The sequence below is a fragment of the Kitasatospora sp. NPDC004799 genome, from assembly GCF_040609095.1.
In the GTDB taxonomy this organism is placed as follows: domain Bacteria; phylum Actinomycetota; class Actinomycetes; order Streptomycetales; family Streptomycetaceae; genus Kitasatospora.
In genome coordinates, this window is sequence record NZ_JBEXJK010000025.1 from 12,493 (window position 1) to 28,213 (window position 15,721).

Below are 15,721 nucleotides of genomic sequence, written 5' to 3' on the forward strand. Positions count from 1 at the left end.
AGGTTCGGGTTCTGCCGTCCGGATGTCACGGCGCCGCCGGGGCCGCTGTGCACCCGGATCCTCCCGTCGCGCCGGGCCGGTCTCAGGAAGAGCGGCACCTGAGGTCCCGCCGGACGGCCGGGCCCTCGGCGTGGACCGGTTCGGATGCCGAGGATGCCGAGCCGGTCAGCAGGTGGCCCGGTAGGGCACGGTGGGCAGGTAGGTGTGCCAGTCTTGGCGGGTGAGTCCGCCGCCGACCCGCCGACACAGGGTGGTCGCCGCGGCTGCCGGGGCGAGGTCGATGCGCTGGAGCGGCACGTGCTCGCCCGCGACGTGGAGCCGGGCGCCGTCGGGTGAGAAGGCCAGGTCGTGCACGCCGTCGCCGGCGGTCGGGAAGGGCGAGCCGACGGGCAGGCGGGAGTCGAGGTCCCACAGCTGGACGACGTTGTCCTGGTAGGCGACGGCGAGCGTGTGCCCGTCGGGTGAGAACGCGAGGGTGGTGGCGGAGGCCGCGCCGAGGTCGGCCCGGGCCAGCTCACCGAGGCGGTGGCCGAGTCCGCCGTCCCACAGGGTGACCCGGCCGGCCCGTTCACCGGCGGCGAGGTACCTGCCGTCCGCGCTGAACTCCAGTGATTCCACGGCCGCGCCGGGGTTCTGCGGCCGGGGCGTCATCCGCAGGCCGGGCAGGTCGACGACGTCCCCGAAGGAGGTGACGAGCAGTCGGCCGTCGGGGCGGATCGCCACGCCGGTGCCCCGCGGGCCGGGGACCTCGGCGGTCGTCCGGCCCTCCCGGGGGTCCCAGAACTCCAGTCCACCCGGTCCGGTCGGCAGGATCACCCGCCCGTCGGGACCGAGGGCGAGGTCCGCCACCCGGTCCGGCGGCTCCCCGGCCGCGGGGAGCGGGGCGCGCCGGTCAGCGTCCCAGAGGGCGAGGCGCCGGGCGACGCCCGTGCCCTTGGTGCTGTAGACGAGTCGGGCTCCGTCGGGTGAGAAGGCCTGGGACACCTCGCAGGGCGGTACGGCCTCCGGCGGCGGGCCGATGACCGGTTCCGTGCGGCACGGCAGCGCCGGCGGGTCGGCGACCGGCTCGCCGCTTCGCCCGTCGACGACCGCGAAGCGGGCGAGGCCCTCGGCGTCGAGGCGGCCCGTGGTGGCGAGCAGGCTCCCGTCCGGGCTGAACTCCGCCGCCAGCAGGGGCTCCACTCGCCAGTCGGCCCGGACCGCACCGCTCACGTCGAGGGTCCGCACCGCCGATTCCGCCCCCTCGCCCGCTCCCGCGAGGGGGCGCAGCCGTCCGCTTCCCAGGTCGACCCTGGGCTCGGCCGGGATCTCACCGTTGGTCGGATAGAGCAGGACGGGCCAGTCCGGGCTGTCCAACCGCCAGAGCACGACCTCGCCGCCGGTCGTCGCCACCAGGTAGCCGTCGTCCGTGCTGGAGCCGATCTGCTGGACCCGGCGCAGTTCCAGGAGGGGCCGTTCGGTGCCGGTGGCGATGTCCCAGATCCGGATGCTGCCGTCGGCGACGTGGGCGAGCGAGCGGCCCCCGGCGACGAACCGGTACTTCTCCTCGTAGCAGTCCCGGTCCGCGGTCCAGGTCATGGGCAGTCGCCGCCGTTCGGTGACGTCCCACAGCTGGAGCGGTCGGCCGGGGACGCAGAGCGCGAGTAGGCGGCCGTCCTCGCTGACCGTCGCGTCCGGGCTGTTCGGATCGAGTGCGCGGCGTTCCCGCTCGCGCCTGGGCATCGTGGCCCCCGATGTCCGGACGCCCTGGGGCTCGGGCGCCGCAGAGTCCCGGGGCTCGCGGAACTCCATCAGCGTCTGCCCGCTCTCCGTGTCCCAGAGCGTGATCACGTACGCGGTGGGCGTGTGGTCGTAGCCGATCACCTGCCGGCCGCTCGGGCTCATCTCGGCACCGCCGGCGGCCGGGCCGAGCGTCCGCAGCGGGCGGGCGCCGGCCAGGTCGCGGACGGCGACCCGGCCGGCGTCCTCCCCGTTCCGCTCGTCGGGGAAGGAGGTCACCAGGTCCCCGTCGCCGCGGGAGCTTCGCGAGTTCGCCCGGGCCGTGCTACCCGAAGCCGACGGCATGGCCGTCACCTTCTCGGGCGGCTCATGATCCGGCGGTAGAAGTCGAGTTCGGCCCGGAGTGCCTGCTCCCGGTCGGCGGGTGCCGACAGGTAGTGGTCGCCGTCCTCCAGCAGCAGGCTGTCGTGATCACCGCCGAGGGCGGCCAGGTCCTGGACGAACTGCACGGCCTCCTCGGCGAACGTGATCGTGTCGGCGGACCCGTGGATCACCAGCACCGGGCACCGGATCCGGTCCGGTGTCACCGCTCCGGCAGGCCCCCGCAGCACGGCCGCGTGGGCGCGTTGGAACTCCGGGACGGACAGCTCCCACCTCGCGGGGTCGATGATCGCCGAGATGGCCGTTGCGCCGGCGAACGGCCCGGGATGACCTGCTGCCTGGAGTGCCGTGTACCCGCCGGCGCTCGCGCCGCTGATGAAGATCGCCCCGGTCAGGGCCACACCGGTAGATCGTAGGTGCTCGGCCACCACGGCGCAGTCCTCGACGTCGTATTCGCCCCAATGGCCGTGGAGCACCTGACGGAACGCGCGTCCCCGGCCGGTGCTACCCCGGTGGAGGACCTCGGCGACGGCGAAGCCGTGGCTGACGAAGAACTGGGTCGTCCAGTCCAGCCGCAGGGGCACGTCGTCCGTCGGACCGGGGTGTACTCGCACCAGGAGCGGCACGGACGACGATGCCCCCGCGGGCCGGTGCAGCAGGTAGCTCACGCGACCGCCCCCACCCAGTACGGTGTCGATCGTTGGCAGAACGGGCGTCCAGGGCGGTGCGGACTCGGACTCGGGATCGGCGTGCAACGGGACGGCCGAAACGTCGGCTTGTGCCGTGAGGTCGAGCGACCACAGACCCGGAGCGGACGACGGGGTGGAGCCGATCACGGCCAGTCGGCTCCCGTCAACCGCGATGTACGGCTTCACCGAGGTGAGGTTCGGGCCGAGCCGACGCCGTTCGCCTGCGGGATCGACGGCGACGAGTTCCGTGGAGAACCCGTCCAGTACGGTCAGCACGACGGCACCGTCGGGGCCGAATCCGTACGACTGATAGCCCGCTTCCCAGGGCGCCGGCGCGCAGTCCGCATCGATGGGCAGGACCACCGTCACCACGCCGTCGCGAAGCCGGTAGAGGTTCCACCAACCCGTTCGGTCGGACATGAAGTACAGCGACCCGTCCGACCCCCAGGACGGCTGGACCACGGACTCCGAGGAACCGCCCGCCACGACGCGACCCGGTCCAGGTCGGCCGGACCGGACGTCGGCCAGCAGGAGGCGGCTGCCGTCCCACGGCATCCGGTCCCGGCTTCACTCCAGGTAGGCCAGGCGGCCTCCTGAGAGACGGGGACAGGAGAGGAACCCGGAGGAACGGACCAGGACCTGAACGACTCCAGCCGGAGACACGGCGACGATCTCGTCCGCAGCACTGCCGCCACGAACCGCGAACGCACCGCCGTCCGGGCCCGGAGCGAGGTCCCCGAACTGTTCGGACCCACGGACGCGCACGATCCTCTCCGGTGTGCGGCCGAGCGGCTGGTGGAAGAGGGAACCGTCGTCGCCGACGAACCACACCCCGTCCTCCACCACGGCGAAGCTGCCGCCACCGTAGGCGTGGAGCCCGCTCCCGACCGAGAGGTCGGACGGCGTCACCGCGAAGGCCTCGCCGGAGCGCTCCGAACACATCACGCGCCGGACCCCGCCGTGTTCGGGGTCTGACTGCAGCCACCACAGCGAGCCTGCCACGGCCTGGAGTTCGTCGTGGGCGACGACCTTCCGCGCAACCCACGCGGCTGACAGCCCCCTGCCGTGAGACCTCATGGAATCGATCCTGCCCGATCACACAGGTCAGTACCAGCGCCATAAGGCCGGTGCTCCAAACCAGTCCGGCAGCAGCCTCCTTCCTTGTTTCAGGACCGACGCCGCACCGGACGGCCGCACCACCGTCGGCGTGGTCGGCGACCTCGCCGCCGCCCGCGCTGGCGGCGGTCCAGCCGCTCAAACACCTGCGGTACCAGCCTGACGCCCTCGACGGCTTCATAGCCAGCGCCAGTCTGACCCTCGATACCCCGACCTCACCCTGACAGGCCGAAGTCAGTAAATCCCGAAGGCCCGGCGCCTGCGATGGCCCGAGCATCCGGCCGACGACGCCGCGCGCCCGCCTCGCGGCGCCGGGCCCGTTGCCACCCGACCGCAGGTGAGACTGAGCCCTGCCCCGGCGAGGCGGGCGAGGTGCTGCTTCCGGGGGGCGGGAGCAGGTCGCCTGGTCCCGCCTCCCGGCAGTATCAGCTGCTGTTCGCATCAGCCGCCATCCGCCGCTCAGCAGACCGCGGTCCGGTCGTAGGTCCCGCCGACGGTGTGGAAGTACCTGCTCTGCCTGTTCGGGATCGACTGGCAGGAGGTGTCCCGCCAGTTGTGAATGACGATCTTGACACGCATCGTCCTGCCGCAGTTGTTGTACACGTAGCCCGCGATCCCACCGCCGGCCGTGTTCGTGACATCGCTGCGGTCGATGCAGGCCGGCGCCGTGCCGCCGGCGGCGACCTCCGGCACCGAAGCCGCCTGGACCGGCACGATGCCGCCCAGCCCCGCCAACACAATGGCAGCGGAGCCCACGAGGACCCTGACCTTCGTTGCTCGCATGTTTTCTTCCTTTCGACGCACTCCGCGCCCTGGAGCACCGGAAGCCGGTTCCCGGCCAGGACATGGCTTTCGGATGCCTTGTTGCGACACCAGATTCGCCCCGTCCTGAGCCGAGTCCAAGGTGATTCGGACTGGACCGAACAAGGGCTTTCCGGAGAAAACCTCTGAGACCGTGACCAATCGACCACCCACGGCTCCCGGGACGGTGCGGGCGCCGCCGCGTTCCCGGCCGACTCCCCCCTTCCCGATCTCGACGTTGATGTGGAGGCCCTTCACCGGGTCGACGTCCAGCCTCAGGACGACACCGCCTTGCTCGCCAGAACCTTCCCCTGGGCGTCGTACGCGGCGAGTTTGATGCCCGTGAGCGGGTGTGCCTTCGGACCATCGAGGGTCTTGCGGCTGGGCCCCAGACATAACCGGTGGCGTGGCCCGGGTTGCCGGGAAGCAAGGCGACGGTGTCCCAGTATGTCTGGCCGTCCAGCTCGACGGTCATCCGGACCACTTGCCCGGGCCCCGTGGTAAATGAGGTTGTACAGGGCCTCGTGGTACCCCGGGGAGTTCCCTTAGTACTGCAAGGTGATCTCGGTCGCACCCGCCGTCCAGGAGTGCCCACCGCGCCCCGGGCCGCTTCCGCACGCGGGAGCGTCGTGGATGCAGATCTCCTGGACCTTCAGCTGCATCTACCAGTCCGGGCGGCCCAACGGCACCTCGTCCGATGGTGGACGGCCGCGGGCCGGCCGGGCTTCGAGCGGTTCGGCCTGACCGTGGACGGGGGCAAGCACCGGGCGTGGCTGGAAAAGTCGGCCAACCCGCTGCCGTCCGCCCGAGGGTGACACCGAGTCCTTCCCCCCTCTGGGCCTCACAGCTTCGGCTGCGGAGCCCAGACGCGCGCACCGGGCCTGCCGCGGGCTCATGCCCCGCAGACGGCGGAATCAGCCGTCTCTTGCAGTTCCGGGCCGGCTCTTGCCGGCTCAACCGGCGCGTCGAAGGCACACGGGCCGCCGCTACCGGCAGGCCGCCGCGGCCGACACGTGGCACGATGTGCCGTGGTTCCTTGACACCTCAACAGGTCACGTACGCACACCATTGTCGGAGGCCGACCCGGAATCAGCAAAGGAACAGCAAAGCCGTCACATCGTCCCAGGTCGCGAAGAGTCCTCCCCGCACCCGCGGGGGTCAGCCGCTCGTGCCCCACAGCCCGGACGACACGATCACGTCCTCCCCGCACCCGCGGGGGTCAGCCGGTGCCGGACAGTGTCGGTGAGGCTGTCCTGGCGTCCTCCCCGCACCTGCGGGGGTCAGCCGTTCCTGCCGTTCGACTGAGGTACCCCCCGAGGTGGAACCTCAGCGGCGTCCCTACGTGTCGGCGGTGTTCGGAGCGTCCGCGGGCTGAAGGCCCGCCATCGCGACCAGTGTCAGCCCGTCGAAGTCCATGGGCTTGCGCCGCTGCTCGCCCGCCGTCCGCAGCTCGAAGCCCTGCTCGTTGGCCGCCGTGTGGACGAGGACCGCCACGCCGTCGCCGACGCAGCCGCTGACGGCCTGCCAGAGCTCCTCGCGCACCTTGGCGGAGATGGTGCCGACGTACAGCTGGGGGGTGACCTCGAGGAGCCAGCGGGTGAGGGCGCCGCGTACGTGGTCGGGGACCGCCGTGGCGGAGAGGACGGTCATGGCTGCCATGGGCGCGCCCCTCCCGGGTGCTGGTGTGCGGGCCGGCCGGTCCTCACAGCAGTTCCTCCCCCGCGTAGTTGACCCCGCCCGGGACCGGTCCGGAGACCGGGTCCCACAGGTCGACGAGTTGCTCCTCCGGGTCCGGGAGGGTGATGTCCTGGTCCGGCGCGAGCAGTCGCTGGATGTCGGTGACGATGCGTGGCAGCAGGCGGAACAGGCGCAGTCCGTCGCGGAAGCCGCGGCGGGCGTCGGCTTCGGGCTGGGGGGAGGCGTGGAGGGAGAAGGCGAGCGGGATGGTGAGTTCGGCCTTGTACAGGTCGGCGATGTCGTAGACGAAGGCCTGCTGGTTGCCGTTGTGGACGAAGCCGAGGGCGGGCGAGCAGCCGAGGGCGAGGACCGCCGCGTGGACGATGCCGTAGAGGCAGGTGTTGGCGGCGGAGAGGGCCTGGTTGACGGGGTCCTGGGTGTCCCAGGAGTCCGGGTCGTAGTTGCGGCGGAAGCGGCCGATGCGGTGCTGCTGGGCGAGGAGCCGGTAGTGGGCCTTGATCCGCTGCCCTTCGAGTCCGCGGAGTTTGTTGAGGTTGCTGCCTGCCGGGGCGGTCCCGCGGCCGAAGCGCTGCTCGTACATGGCGGTCGCGACGGCCAGGCGGGTGGTGTCGTCCGCCCAGGCCCGGGCCTGGAGTTCGAGCCAGGTGGTGCTGAGGGATTCGGGGACGGTGGCGGCGTAGCAGCGGACGCCGCCGGATCCGGCGATGACGACGGTGGTGCCGTGGCGGGCGAAGGTGCTCAGGGCCCGGGCGGTGATGGAGGTGCCGGGGCCGAGGAGGACGCAGCTGAGGGCGGCGGTGGGGAGGTAGACGGTCTCGGTGCCGCGGTGGGGGCTGGTGACCTCGGCGCAGACGCCGGTGTCGTCCTGGACGATGCGGACGATGTCGAGGTAGAGGAAGGAGAGGGAGTCGGCGATGCGGGGCAGCATGGCGACGGTGGGGGCGGCGAGTCTGCGTCGGGCGGCTCCGGGGTCGGGGCGGCGGGCGGTCACTGGGGCCCCCGGTGGGGGGCGATGCTGAGGAGGCCGCAGCCGTAGGCCTTGCCCTTGCCGATGCCGTCGGTGAGGCGGGTACGCAGGCGGTCGGCGTCGGTGATGGCGGCGGTGCCTTCGAACAGTATGCGGTCGTGTTTGACGGGTCGTCGGTCGCTGCGCCGGTGGCCCTTGGCGGCTTCGAGGGGGCTGGAGTGGAGGGTGCCGAGGTCGAGGCCGGAGGACTGGGCCTGGCGGGCCCACCAGTCGTCGGCGGCGGCGCCCTGGAGCGGGACGACGGCTTTGAGCCGGTAGAGCTCGCGGCTGGCGCGGCTGGGCCTGCGGATGGGGTTGGCGGCGATGCGGTAGCGGATGTGGAGGCCGGGTCGCAGGGCCTCGAGGAGCGGGGTGAGGGTCTTGGTCGCCGCCTGTCCGTATCCGGCGGGGAGGCGGTCGAGGTCGGGCCGCTCGGCGCTCTGGAGGAGGATCTGGTCGCCGGCGGGGGTGGATTCGGTGCGGAAGAGCACGCCGAGGCGGCGGCGTGGTTCGTCGTCGGCGACGTGGTCCGGGAAGAGCGACATCATGCGGTGGTGCAGGTCGACGGCGCCGGCGGTGTCGCGGCGGGCGTCGCGGCTGCGCGGGTCGGGGATGATGCGGGTGAGCCACAGGGTCATGCGGGGATGCTTTCCGGGCGGGTGGTGTGCTGGTCGAGGTAGTCGCCGAGGGCGGTCAGGTAGCCGGCGGCGAGGCCCTTGCAGCGGTCGGCGGGCAGGGTGAGGGTGCGCTGGTAGCGGGGGCGGGCGCGGTAGGCCCGCCTGCGGGGGTGGAAGGTGACGGGGTCGTCGGTGACCTCTCCGGCGGGGGTGCTTCCGTCGTCGGCCCCGGGCTGGGGGTGGTCGCCGAGGCGGTCGAGCGGCTGGTCGCCGTGGAAGACGACGTCGACGGTCCTGGCGCCCTTGCGGGCGCGCCTGGCGATCGGCAGGTGGACGAGGTGGTGCAGGGGGTCGTCGACCAGGCCGAGCAGCAGGGGGCCCTCGGGCGGACAGGAGCGGCGGCCGAGGTAGGGGGGCCAGTGCGGGTTCCGCAGCGCCCGCGCCCAGGTGTCGAGGCGGTCGGGGGCCGCGGTGACGACGGCGGTGAAGGCCGCGTCGGCGAGGTAGTAGCGGTGGGACAGCAGGGTGGCGGTGGCCCCGGTGCGCTTCTTGCCCTCGGCGGTGGTGACCGTGCGGGCGGCGGGCAGGCCGCCGCCGACGGTGTGCAGGTCGCGCAGGATGACGCCCGCCCGGTCGGTGCGGACGGTCAGCGAGAGGGTGGCGAGGTCGTCGATGTCCTCGTCCCGTTTCCGGCCGAGGGCCGCGGCGAGCAGGCCGATGACGCCGGAGCGGGTGGGGAAGGACGCGGTGTCGCGCTCGTTGAACTGGCCGGTCTCGCCCCAGGACTGCAGCGGCGCGGCCAGGCGCAGCAGCAGTCCCCGGGTGGGAGTGGGGGTGCTCATGCGCCGGCCCCGGCGGTGACGGAGGCGGCGTCGGTGGTGGTAGCGGTGTCGGTTCCGGTGCGGTCGGTGGTGAAGGCCGCGTCGATGGCGGTGTCGATGAGCTGGGGGAAGGAGTCGACGCGGGTGCCCAGGCCGTCGAGGTCCTTGTCCTCCAGGCTGGCCCACGCCGCGGTGACGGTGCCGCGCCCGCCGAGGAGCTTGTCGGCGGCCACGGCGTAGCGGGCCAGGGCCGTGCGGGAGGCGGGGCCGTAGCCGCCGTTCTCCTGGGAGGCGACGGGCTGCTCGAAGGCGGCGGCGTAGGAGAGCGGGCGGTCGCTGCGCACGGCGATGTGGACGAGGTCGGGGATGGTGTGGGGGGCGGTGGCGGTCTTCTTGGCGCGCGGGAGGGAGAGGATGAAGGCTTCGGCGAACCCTGCGGCGAGTTCGCGGGCGGCGTCGCGGTCGCCGCCGAGGTTGGCGGCCAGGTCGGCGAGGTCGACGGTGGCGTAGCGGTAGAAGACGCCGGCGCTGAACTCGGCGTGGCCCATGTGGGCGCTGCCGGTGGTGTCCCCCCAGGCGGAGGTGACGTCGTCGACGGCGGAGAAGTAGTCCAGCTCGACGTCGGTGCCGTGGGTGGTCAGGGCGTGGGCGACCTGTACGGCGCCGTCGACACCCGCGTCGTCGACCTCGGCGAGCATGCGGCCGAAGAGGTTGATGACACCGTTGCGGCTGCGCAGGATCGCGTCGATGGTCTCCTTGGGCAGGACGCTCTTGTCGCTGGTCTTCTTGATGTCCTTGGCGCTCTCGAGGTCGGCGCGGTGCTCCTGGGCGAGGGCGGCGAGTTCGGCGACGGCCGTCTCGGGCACGTAGACCATGGCGTTGGTGGTGATGACGGGCGAGTCCTTGGCCGTCTCGAACTTGATGCTGCTGCCGGCGGCGACGTGCTGGCCGGCTCGCTGGGCGAGTTCGGCGGGCCAGCCGTGCTGCTCCTGGAGGAGGCGGGTGACGCGGGCGCCGATGCGGCGGGTGCGCAGGGCCTGCTCGCCGAAGCTGTCCTGGAAGTACTCGCGCACGGCGCGCTTCCAGGACTGGCTGCTGACGCGGGTGCGCTCGGTGTCGCCGTAGCGGACGGTCTTGACGGAGTTGTTGTCGTCACGGTTGAGGTTGGCGAACGGGACGCTCTGGACGACGTGGATGTCGAGGAAGCGGGCGGTGGTGCGGTCGGGGCCGGGCATGCTCTGCTCCTTGGGGTTACGGGTGTGCGGTGGTGCGGGATGGGCGCCGGTCAGGCTTCGGGTCCGGTGCTGTCCGGGTTGTCGGTGTCGGTGCTCTCGGCCTGGTCGTCGTCGTGTTCGCGGGCCCGGCGCTCGCCGTCCTTCTGTAGGGCCCGGTGGTAGTCCTGGAGCCAGGTCCGCTTGACAGCGCCGGAGCGGCGCCGCCACTGGCAGAGGTCGATGAGGAGCTGGGCCCAGTCGATCTCCACGTCGCAGCCGCGCAGTTGGCGGACGGCTCCGGGCAGGTGGCGGTGCAGGCCGTCGACGCTCTGCCGGCTCAGCAGGTTGAGGCGGGTCTCGGCCGACGTCTCCCGCAGACCGGCGCTCTGGCCCCCCTTGGTGACACCGTCGGCGAAGGCATGGCCGAGGCTGCGCGGGGGGACCCGCTTGGCGGTCCCGGCCTCCGTGTCCTCCGGACGGTCGGCCGGGTGGCCGGGTGTGTCCGGCGCCGCGTCGGCGGCCGTCGTCCCCTCGCCTGTCGGCTGTTCCTCCGCCCCGCTCTTCTTCGGCGTCTCGGCCTTCGCGGCGGCGTACTGGTCGCGGCGCTGTGCGGCGATCAGGGAGGCGACGGTGTAGAAGGCGCGCTGGACGTCGCGGCTGCGCGTCTGGTCCTCGGTGAGCCAGGAGGCCACGTAACGGTGCATGAAGGGCACGGCGTCCAGGTCCTTGCCGACGCCACGGCGCAGGGCCGCGCGGACGCCGGGGTCCTCGTGGCTGCGCTTGTCGATCCTGGCGGTGAAGGCACGTGCCCGTCCCAGCGAGGGGATGAGGGAGGGCTCTTTCGTCGTGCCGACCGTGTCGTCCGCCGGTTTGGCGGGCCCGGGGATGGTGCTGGTCGTGCTCATGCGTCCTCCGTACTGGTGGTGCGGCCGCCGGTACCGCCGGTCCCGGTCAGGTGCTTCACCGGCCCGCCGTACAGCTCGAGGCGGGCGGTGGTGCAGGCCTTGGCTCCGCGCATGGTCCCGAGCGCGCCGTAGGTGACGGTGTCGTAGGCCTGTTCGGCGAGGGTGCGGAACGCCGCGGCGGCGCCGTCGAAGTCGCGCGCGTTCAGGCGCTTCCAGAACTCGGCTTCGGCGGCGGGCCAGTAGCGGGCCGCGGCGTCCGCGGCCCAGGTGCAGTCGCGGATCTTGGGAGCCGTGGTGAAGCCGGCCCAGGCCTTCTTGACGGCCCGGTCGAGCCGGTTGCCGTAGCGCTCCCCCAGGACGCGCAGGCGGCCGATCTCGACGGCGACCGTGGGGTCCCTGTCCTCGGCGAGCCCGAGCACCGGTGGGGTGACCGCGTCGACGAACTGGATGTCCTTGGCCTGTCCGTCCTGTTCGAATCCCAGTGCGCGCACCCTCAGGTCTTCCGAGACTCTCAGTGCGGTGCGGAACACCGCCGGGCGCCGCGGCCGGGTGCTGCCTGCGGGGTTGTTGAGCAGCAGGGCGTCCAGGTCCCGCCACAGCGCGCGCTGGGAGTCGGCGGGACGGGGGTAGGGGTTGTTCTCCTTGCTGGTCTGCCAGATCAGGTACGGGTCGCCCTCGCGGGAGATCTTGAGCTGGTTCGCCCAGGTGATGAACGCGTCCCGGACGTGCCGGCCGGTGGCATCGGGCACGAGCAGCAGCGCGTGCTGGGAGCGGGCCGTGAGCGCGGAGCACGGTCCTTTCAGCGTTGGAGGGGCGGCCACGGGGTCGGGCAGTCCGTCCCGTTCCCACGGGCACAGGTCGCTGGCGCGGGAGACGTCCTCGGCCGGTTCGGGGAGTCCGGCCAGCAGCGTCTCGAACAGTGTCTCGCCCTCCGGATGGTAGGAGAGCGTGCTGCGCAGGGGTCCGGCCTTGCTGCTGGCCGCCTTGGTGCCGCCGACGGTGCGGCTGGAGCATCGTCCGGAGGGGCCGTAGTAGTGCCAGACGAGCAGGTGCAGGACGGCCTGGTCGGAGGTGGGCAGCTCGGGGGCGGCGCTGTTGACGTGCTGGAACCAGGAGTGGTTGTTGCCCGAGGGGCGGGTGGTGACGAGCTTGTCGACGCCGGCGGTGTTCGCCGGGTCGCACTGCTCGGCCAGCCTCGGGTCCTGCAGGAAGGGCCGCGCGGGGTCGAAGAGGTCGAAGCGGTCGTGGATCGGCGTGACGTACCGGGAGACCTGTTCTTCGCTGAAGCCTCCCTCGGTGACCAGTTCGTCGCGGCGGTCGGACCAGTCTCCGGGACCGGCTTCGTCGAGCTCCGCCACGCGGGCGGTGATCGCGTACAGGACGCGGTACAGCGCGGAGAGCGCGGGCGGGTCGGCGACCGCGATCTGCGCGATCTCGTGGGCGCGCAGCAGGAGTTCGCGCAGGCCGACCTCGGGTGGACGGAGCGCGGTGGAGTCCGCCGTGTCGTTCGTCTCCTGCCCGGGGAGCCAGCGGACGGAAAGCCAGCGGACGGGGATCCACGGTTCGTCGAGGAGGTTGTAGGCGGGGAGGTTATAGGCGGGTGGGGCGGATGTCATGCGGCCTCCGGCGAGGCGGGTACGGGTGCGGGTGGTCACAGGGTGGGTAGACTCGGCGCGGTCCCCGCAAGCGAGCGGGGGTGAGCCGCGAGCGAGGGTGAGCCGTGCGGCGCCTAGGAACGGCCGTGTCGGCAGGCCTGTCCCCGCGCGAGCGGGGGTCACGCTGGTCCCGGAGGGACGACGATCCCGTCCGGGACCGGCATAGCCAACGTATCGTCAAGTGCGGCGCCTACGACGCTAGTTCTCGGAAATTCCCACGTTCGAGTACATGAGCTGCCGCTCCCCCAGCCGGCCCGTCCACCGGTCACCGTCGGGGCGCAGGCGCAGCAGCGCCAGGTCGGTGAGCAGCGGCCGGTCCTTCCAGGCCTTCGGCACGGCGTTCTCCTCGGTGCGGCCGGCGAGCCAGCGGCCGGGCAGCGGCACGGTGTGCCGCATGATCAGCGCGATCTCATCCCGGTTCGCCGCGGGCAGCGGGACATCGCGGTCGGGATCGAGGCTCCAGCCGTTCTCCCGTTGGAAGACGCACACGGCACGGCCGCTGTCCGCGCCGAGGCGGGTGGTCAGCAGGTCGTCCGAGACGGCGAAGCCGCGCTCGCTGAGCTGGGAGAGGTCGTCGGCCACACCGTAGGGGGCCGGGACCGCGGTGGTCTCCGCCATCTGCTCCTCGGCGGCGGCCGAGGCGATGCGCTCCGCGTCCATCCGCTCGAGCTCCGCCGAGGCGGCCTTGTCCAGGTCCGTTCCGAAGTCGTCCGCGTAGACCTCGTCCACGAGCTCCTGGACGTCTCCGGGGACCTCGATCGCACCGCCGGACTGCTTCTCGAGCAGCAGACTGGTGCGGCGCAGCAGGGACGCGTCGTAGACGGTGCCCCAGGAGCGGGGTGCGGCCGCGCGGTCCTTGTCGCCGAGCGGCTCCAGCACGATCATGCGCGGCTCGGCGGCCGGGCCGGTCCAGGCGGGGCGGTTGGGGCGTTCGTGGCGCTTGCCGCGGCCGGCCCGCTGCAGGAGCTGCGCCAGCGGGGCGAGGTCCGAGACGATCAGGTCGAAGTCCAGGTCGAGTGACTGCTCGACGATCTGGGTGGCCACCAGGATCGAGCCCTCCCGCGGGACGGCCGCCGCCGCGTCGTCGGCCGGCTTGCCGTAGGCGGCCTCGCACTCGGTGGTGATGCGCTGCCGCTCGTGGGCGGGGTAGCGGGAGTGGAGCAGCCGCAGGCCCCCGTCGCGCGCGGCGAGAGCGGGCAGGGCCGACTCCAGGTAGCGGTAGGTGCGCTGGGCTTCGTCCACGGTGGTACAGCAGACGAGGACACAGCCCCCCTCGGTGGCCACCGGGGTGAGGATCTCGAGCAGGGCGTCGCGCCGCCCCTGCACTCCCGGCTTCTTCGCGATGTCCTCGTCCCGGACGTCCCAGTGCACCCGACGGGTCTGCACGCGCAGGGTCCGGGTGCGGCTGCTGCCGGCCTCGCGCGGCTCGGACACCGATCCGCTGCCCGCGTCCACGAAGAGCCATCCCGGGTAGCAGGGCTCCACCGTGGACGGCTCGCGGAAGCCCGCGCCACGCCGGTAGGCGTCAACCAGCGACGAGGCCGCCCTGCCGGTCAAGGTCGCCGACAGCAGCACGACCGGGGCGCCGAACGCGCCGAGCCACTCCAGCAGCCGCACCAGAAGGCTGTGCATCCACGGGCCGTAGGCGTGCGCCTCGTCCAGCACCAGCACCTTGTTCGACAGGCCGAACAGCCGCAGGAAACCGTAGCGAACCGGCAGTACGCCGGTCAGCGCCTGGTCGACGGTGCCGTTGGCGAGCGGCGCGAGCAGGCCCCGACGCCCCGTGCGCAGCCACTGGCCGGCCTCGGTGTCCGCGAGAACGGCCGACCCGTCGGTCGCCCCCTCCCCCGGGGCGTAGTCCGGGCTCAGCCAGGCCATGCTGTGCAGCAGTGTGAGCGCGCGATCGCCCTCGACGTTGTCCTCGGCGAACCTGCGGACCCTGGTGAACATCGCGTCCGCCGTGGCCATCGTCGGCAGCGCGAAGTAGATCCCGCAGGCGCCTGAGGCCCTCGCCATCACGGAGGCCGCGTGCAGGGCGGTCTCGGTCTTGCCGTCGCCGGTCGGGGCCGTGACCAGCAGCAGTCCGGGCCCCTTCACCACCTTGGGCAAGTACTCCGCGACGTCGGCCTGGAGCTTGTTCGGGGAGAACGGGAACTGCCGGGTGAATGGCCTGTCCGGGAACGCCGCCCGCCCGAGGCCTGCCGCGCGGACCCACCGCGGTGCGGCCTCGGCCGCCGTCTCGAAGTGCTCGGCGAGCTCCGAGTCCCCGGTCTTCCAGTCCTCCCCGGGCATCCGCGGCTCGATGACGTCGACCTGGCTGGCCAGCCAGTCGGCCACCACGACCAGCCCGGCGACCACCACCGCCAGCTCACCGGGCAGCACGGACTCCAGCGGCTTGTCGGCCCCGACCGTCCGACGGACCGCGTGGGCGTGCGCGAGCCGCTGCTCCCGCCAGCCCTCCGCAGTGCCGAGAGCGGGCTGGTAGCCCGACGGGTTGTTGATCTCCTTCACCTGCAGCGTGGGGGCGAAGCATCCGTGGTGCCCGCCGAGCAGCTGGGCGATCTGGTGGGCCGGCGACTTCCGGACCGGTTTGTGAAGCGGGTAGCCGCACTGCCTGAAGAACTCGACCAGCCCCCAGTGCGTGGCCGTCTCGTGCCTCAAGTACCCGCTGCGCTTCGCCGCCGGGTTGTCCTCCGCATACGCCGGGTCCCCCATCAGCTCCGCGAACTCCTCGGCGACCTGCTGCTGGAAGTGCAGCGAGATCTTCCCGATGTCGTGGAGCCCGGCCCACAGCATCACCGTCTTCCGGGCCTCAGCCTCGCTGACGCCCATGGCCCCGGCGATCCGCGCCCGTACCCGCTCGCTCAGGACCGCGTCCCACAGTGCGCCCGCGACAGCAGCGGTATCCAGGAGGTGACAGATCACCGGGTACGGACCGGGCAGGCCGGCGCTCTTGCCCCACAGGCGAGAGTCGGGATCGACCGGCTCGAACCGGCCAACGGGATTGCTTTCGTTCACGCCTGAGGATCTATCAGCTTCCACCGACAATCCCCTCGGCTCCCGCATCGGATTCAGGTACGGGCGAGGAGCCGTCCGGCG

At 72.4% G+C, this 15,721-nt stretch carries 12 protein-coding genes; all 12 read right to left on the minus strand.

The window, feature by feature from the left end; genetic code table 11:
- Positions 1-165 precede the first annotated feature (165 nt).
- Positions 166-1,998, minus strand: a complete 1,833-nt coding sequence (locus tag ABZW03_RS05875; protein WP_355252812.1) for a WD40 repeat domain-containing protein — start codon at positions 1,996-1,998, stop codon at positions 166-168.
- Positions 1,999-2,069: 71 nt separating this feature from the next.
- Positions 2,070-3,209, minus strand: a complete 1,140-nt coding sequence (locus ABZW03_RS05880; protein WP_355252815.1) for a prolyl oligopeptidase family serine peptidase — start codon at positions 3,207-3,209, stop codon at positions 2,070-2,072.
- A 147-nt stretch (positions 3,210-3,356) separates the two neighbouring features.
- Positions 3,357-3,866: a hypothetical protein gene (locus tag ABZW03_RS05885; RefSeq protein ID WP_355252818.1), complete on the minus strand. Its 510-nt coding sequence runs from the start codon at positions 3,864-3,866 to the stop codon at positions 3,357-3,359.
- 498 nt (positions 3,867-4,364) lie between these two features.
- Positions 4,365-4,688 (minus strand): hypothetical protein, encoded by a 324-nt coding sequence (locus ABZW03_RS05890; protein ID WP_355252821.1) that lies wholly within the window; start codon positions 4,686-4,688, stop codon positions 4,365-4,367.
- Positions 4,689-6,044: 1,356 nt separating this feature from the next.
- A complete protein-coding gene (cas2e, locus tag ABZW03_RS05895; RefSeq protein WP_355252824.1) occupies positions 6,045-6,365 on the minus strand; it encodes a type I-E CRISPR-associated endoribonuclease Cas2e in 321 nt (106 codons plus the stop codon).
- A 43-nt stretch (positions 6,366-6,408) separates the two neighbouring features.
- Complete coding sequence (cas1e, locus tag ABZW03_RS05900) at positions 6,409-7,332, minus strand: type I-E CRISPR-associated endonuclease Cas1e (protein ID WP_355252858.1); 924 nt, start codon at positions 7,330-7,332, stop codon at positions 6,409-6,411.
- 59 nt (positions 7,333-7,391) lie between these two features.
- A complete protein-coding gene (gene cas6e, locus ABZW03_RS05905) occupies positions 7,392-8,048 on the minus strand; it encodes a type I-E CRISPR-associated protein Cas6/Cse3/CasE (RefSeq protein ID WP_355252827.1) in 657 nt (218 codons plus the stop codon).
- Positions 8,045-8,869: a type I-E CRISPR-associated protein Cas5/CasD gene (gene cas5e / locus ABZW03_RS05910; protein WP_355252830.1), complete on the minus strand. Its 825-nt coding sequence runs from the start codon at positions 8,867-8,869 to the stop codon at positions 8,045-8,047. Before cas5e ends, cas6e begins: the two co-directional genes overlap by 4 nt.
- Entirely contained in the window at positions 8,866-10,083 is a 1,218-nt protein-coding gene (gene cas7e / locus ABZW03_RS05915; RefSeq protein ID WP_355252832.1) for a type I-E CRISPR-associated protein Cas7/Cse4/CasC, read from the minus strand. Before cas7e ends, cas5e begins: the two co-directional genes overlap by 4 nt.
- 50 nt (positions 10,084-10,133) lie before the next feature.
- Positions 10,134-10,967 (minus strand): type I-E CRISPR-associated protein Cse2/CasB, encoded by an 834-nt coding sequence (casB, locus tag ABZW03_RS05920; RefSeq protein WP_355252835.1) that lies wholly within the window; start codon positions 10,965-10,967, stop codon positions 10,134-10,136.
- Positions 10,964-12,583, minus strand: a complete 1,620-nt coding sequence (gene casA / locus ABZW03_RS05925; protein ID WP_355252838.1) for a type I-E CRISPR-associated protein Cse1/CasA — start codon at positions 12,581-12,583, stop codon at positions 10,964-10,966. Before casA ends, casB begins: the two co-directional genes overlap by 4 nt.
- 237 nt (positions 12,584-12,820) lie before the next feature.
- Positions 12,821-15,640: a CRISPR-associated helicase Cas3' gene (gene cas3, locus ABZW03_RS05930; protein ID WP_355252841.1), complete on the minus strand. Its 2,820-nt coding sequence runs from the start codon at positions 15,638-15,640 to the stop codon at positions 12,821-12,823.
- Positions 15,641-15,721: the final 81 nt, after the last annotated feature.

What these genes read in the sequence shown, in the direction of transcription:
- cas6e (WP_355252827.1), bottom strand. Translation starts at nt 8,048, where the DNA reads ATGACCCTGTGGCTCACCCGCATCATCCCCGACCCGCGCAGCCGCGAC.
- ABZW03_RS05885 (WP_355252818.1), bottom strand. Translation starts at nt 3,866, where the DNA reads ATGAGGTCTCACGGCAGGGGGCTGTCAGCCGCGTGGGTTGCGCGGAAG.
- cas2e (WP_355252824.1), bottom strand. Translation starts at nt 6,365, where the DNA reads ATGGCAGCCATGACCGTCCTCTCCGCCACGGCGGTCCCCGACCACGTA.
- casA (WP_355252838.1), bottom strand. Translation starts at nt 12,583, where the DNA reads ATGACATCCGCCCCACCCGCCTATAACCTCCCCGCCTACAACCTCCTC.
- cas7e (WP_355252832.1), bottom strand. Translation starts at nt 10,083, where the DNA reads ATGCCCGGCCCCGACCGCACCACCGCCCGCTTCCTCGACATCCACGTC.
- cas1e (WP_355252858.1), bottom strand. Translation starts at nt 7,332, where the DNA reads ATGCTGCCCCGCATCGCCGACTCCCTCTCCTTCCTCTACCTCGACATC.
- ABZW03_RS05880 (WP_355252815.1), bottom strand. Translation starts at nt 3,209, where the DNA reads ATGTCCGACCGAACGGGTTGGTGGAACCTCTACCGGCTTCGCGACGGC.
- casB (WP_355252835.1), bottom strand. Translation starts at nt 10,967, where the DNA reads ATGAGCACGACCAGCACCATCCCCGGGCCCGCCAAACCGGCGGACGAC.
- ABZW03_RS05890 (WP_355252821.1), bottom strand. Translation starts at nt 4,688, where the DNA reads ATGCGAGCAACGAAGGTCAGGGTCCTCGTGGGCTCCGCTGCCATTGTG.
- cas5e (WP_355252830.1), bottom strand. Translation starts at nt 8,869, where the DNA reads ATGAGCACCCCCACTCCCACCCGGGGACTGCTGCTGCGCCTGGCCGCG.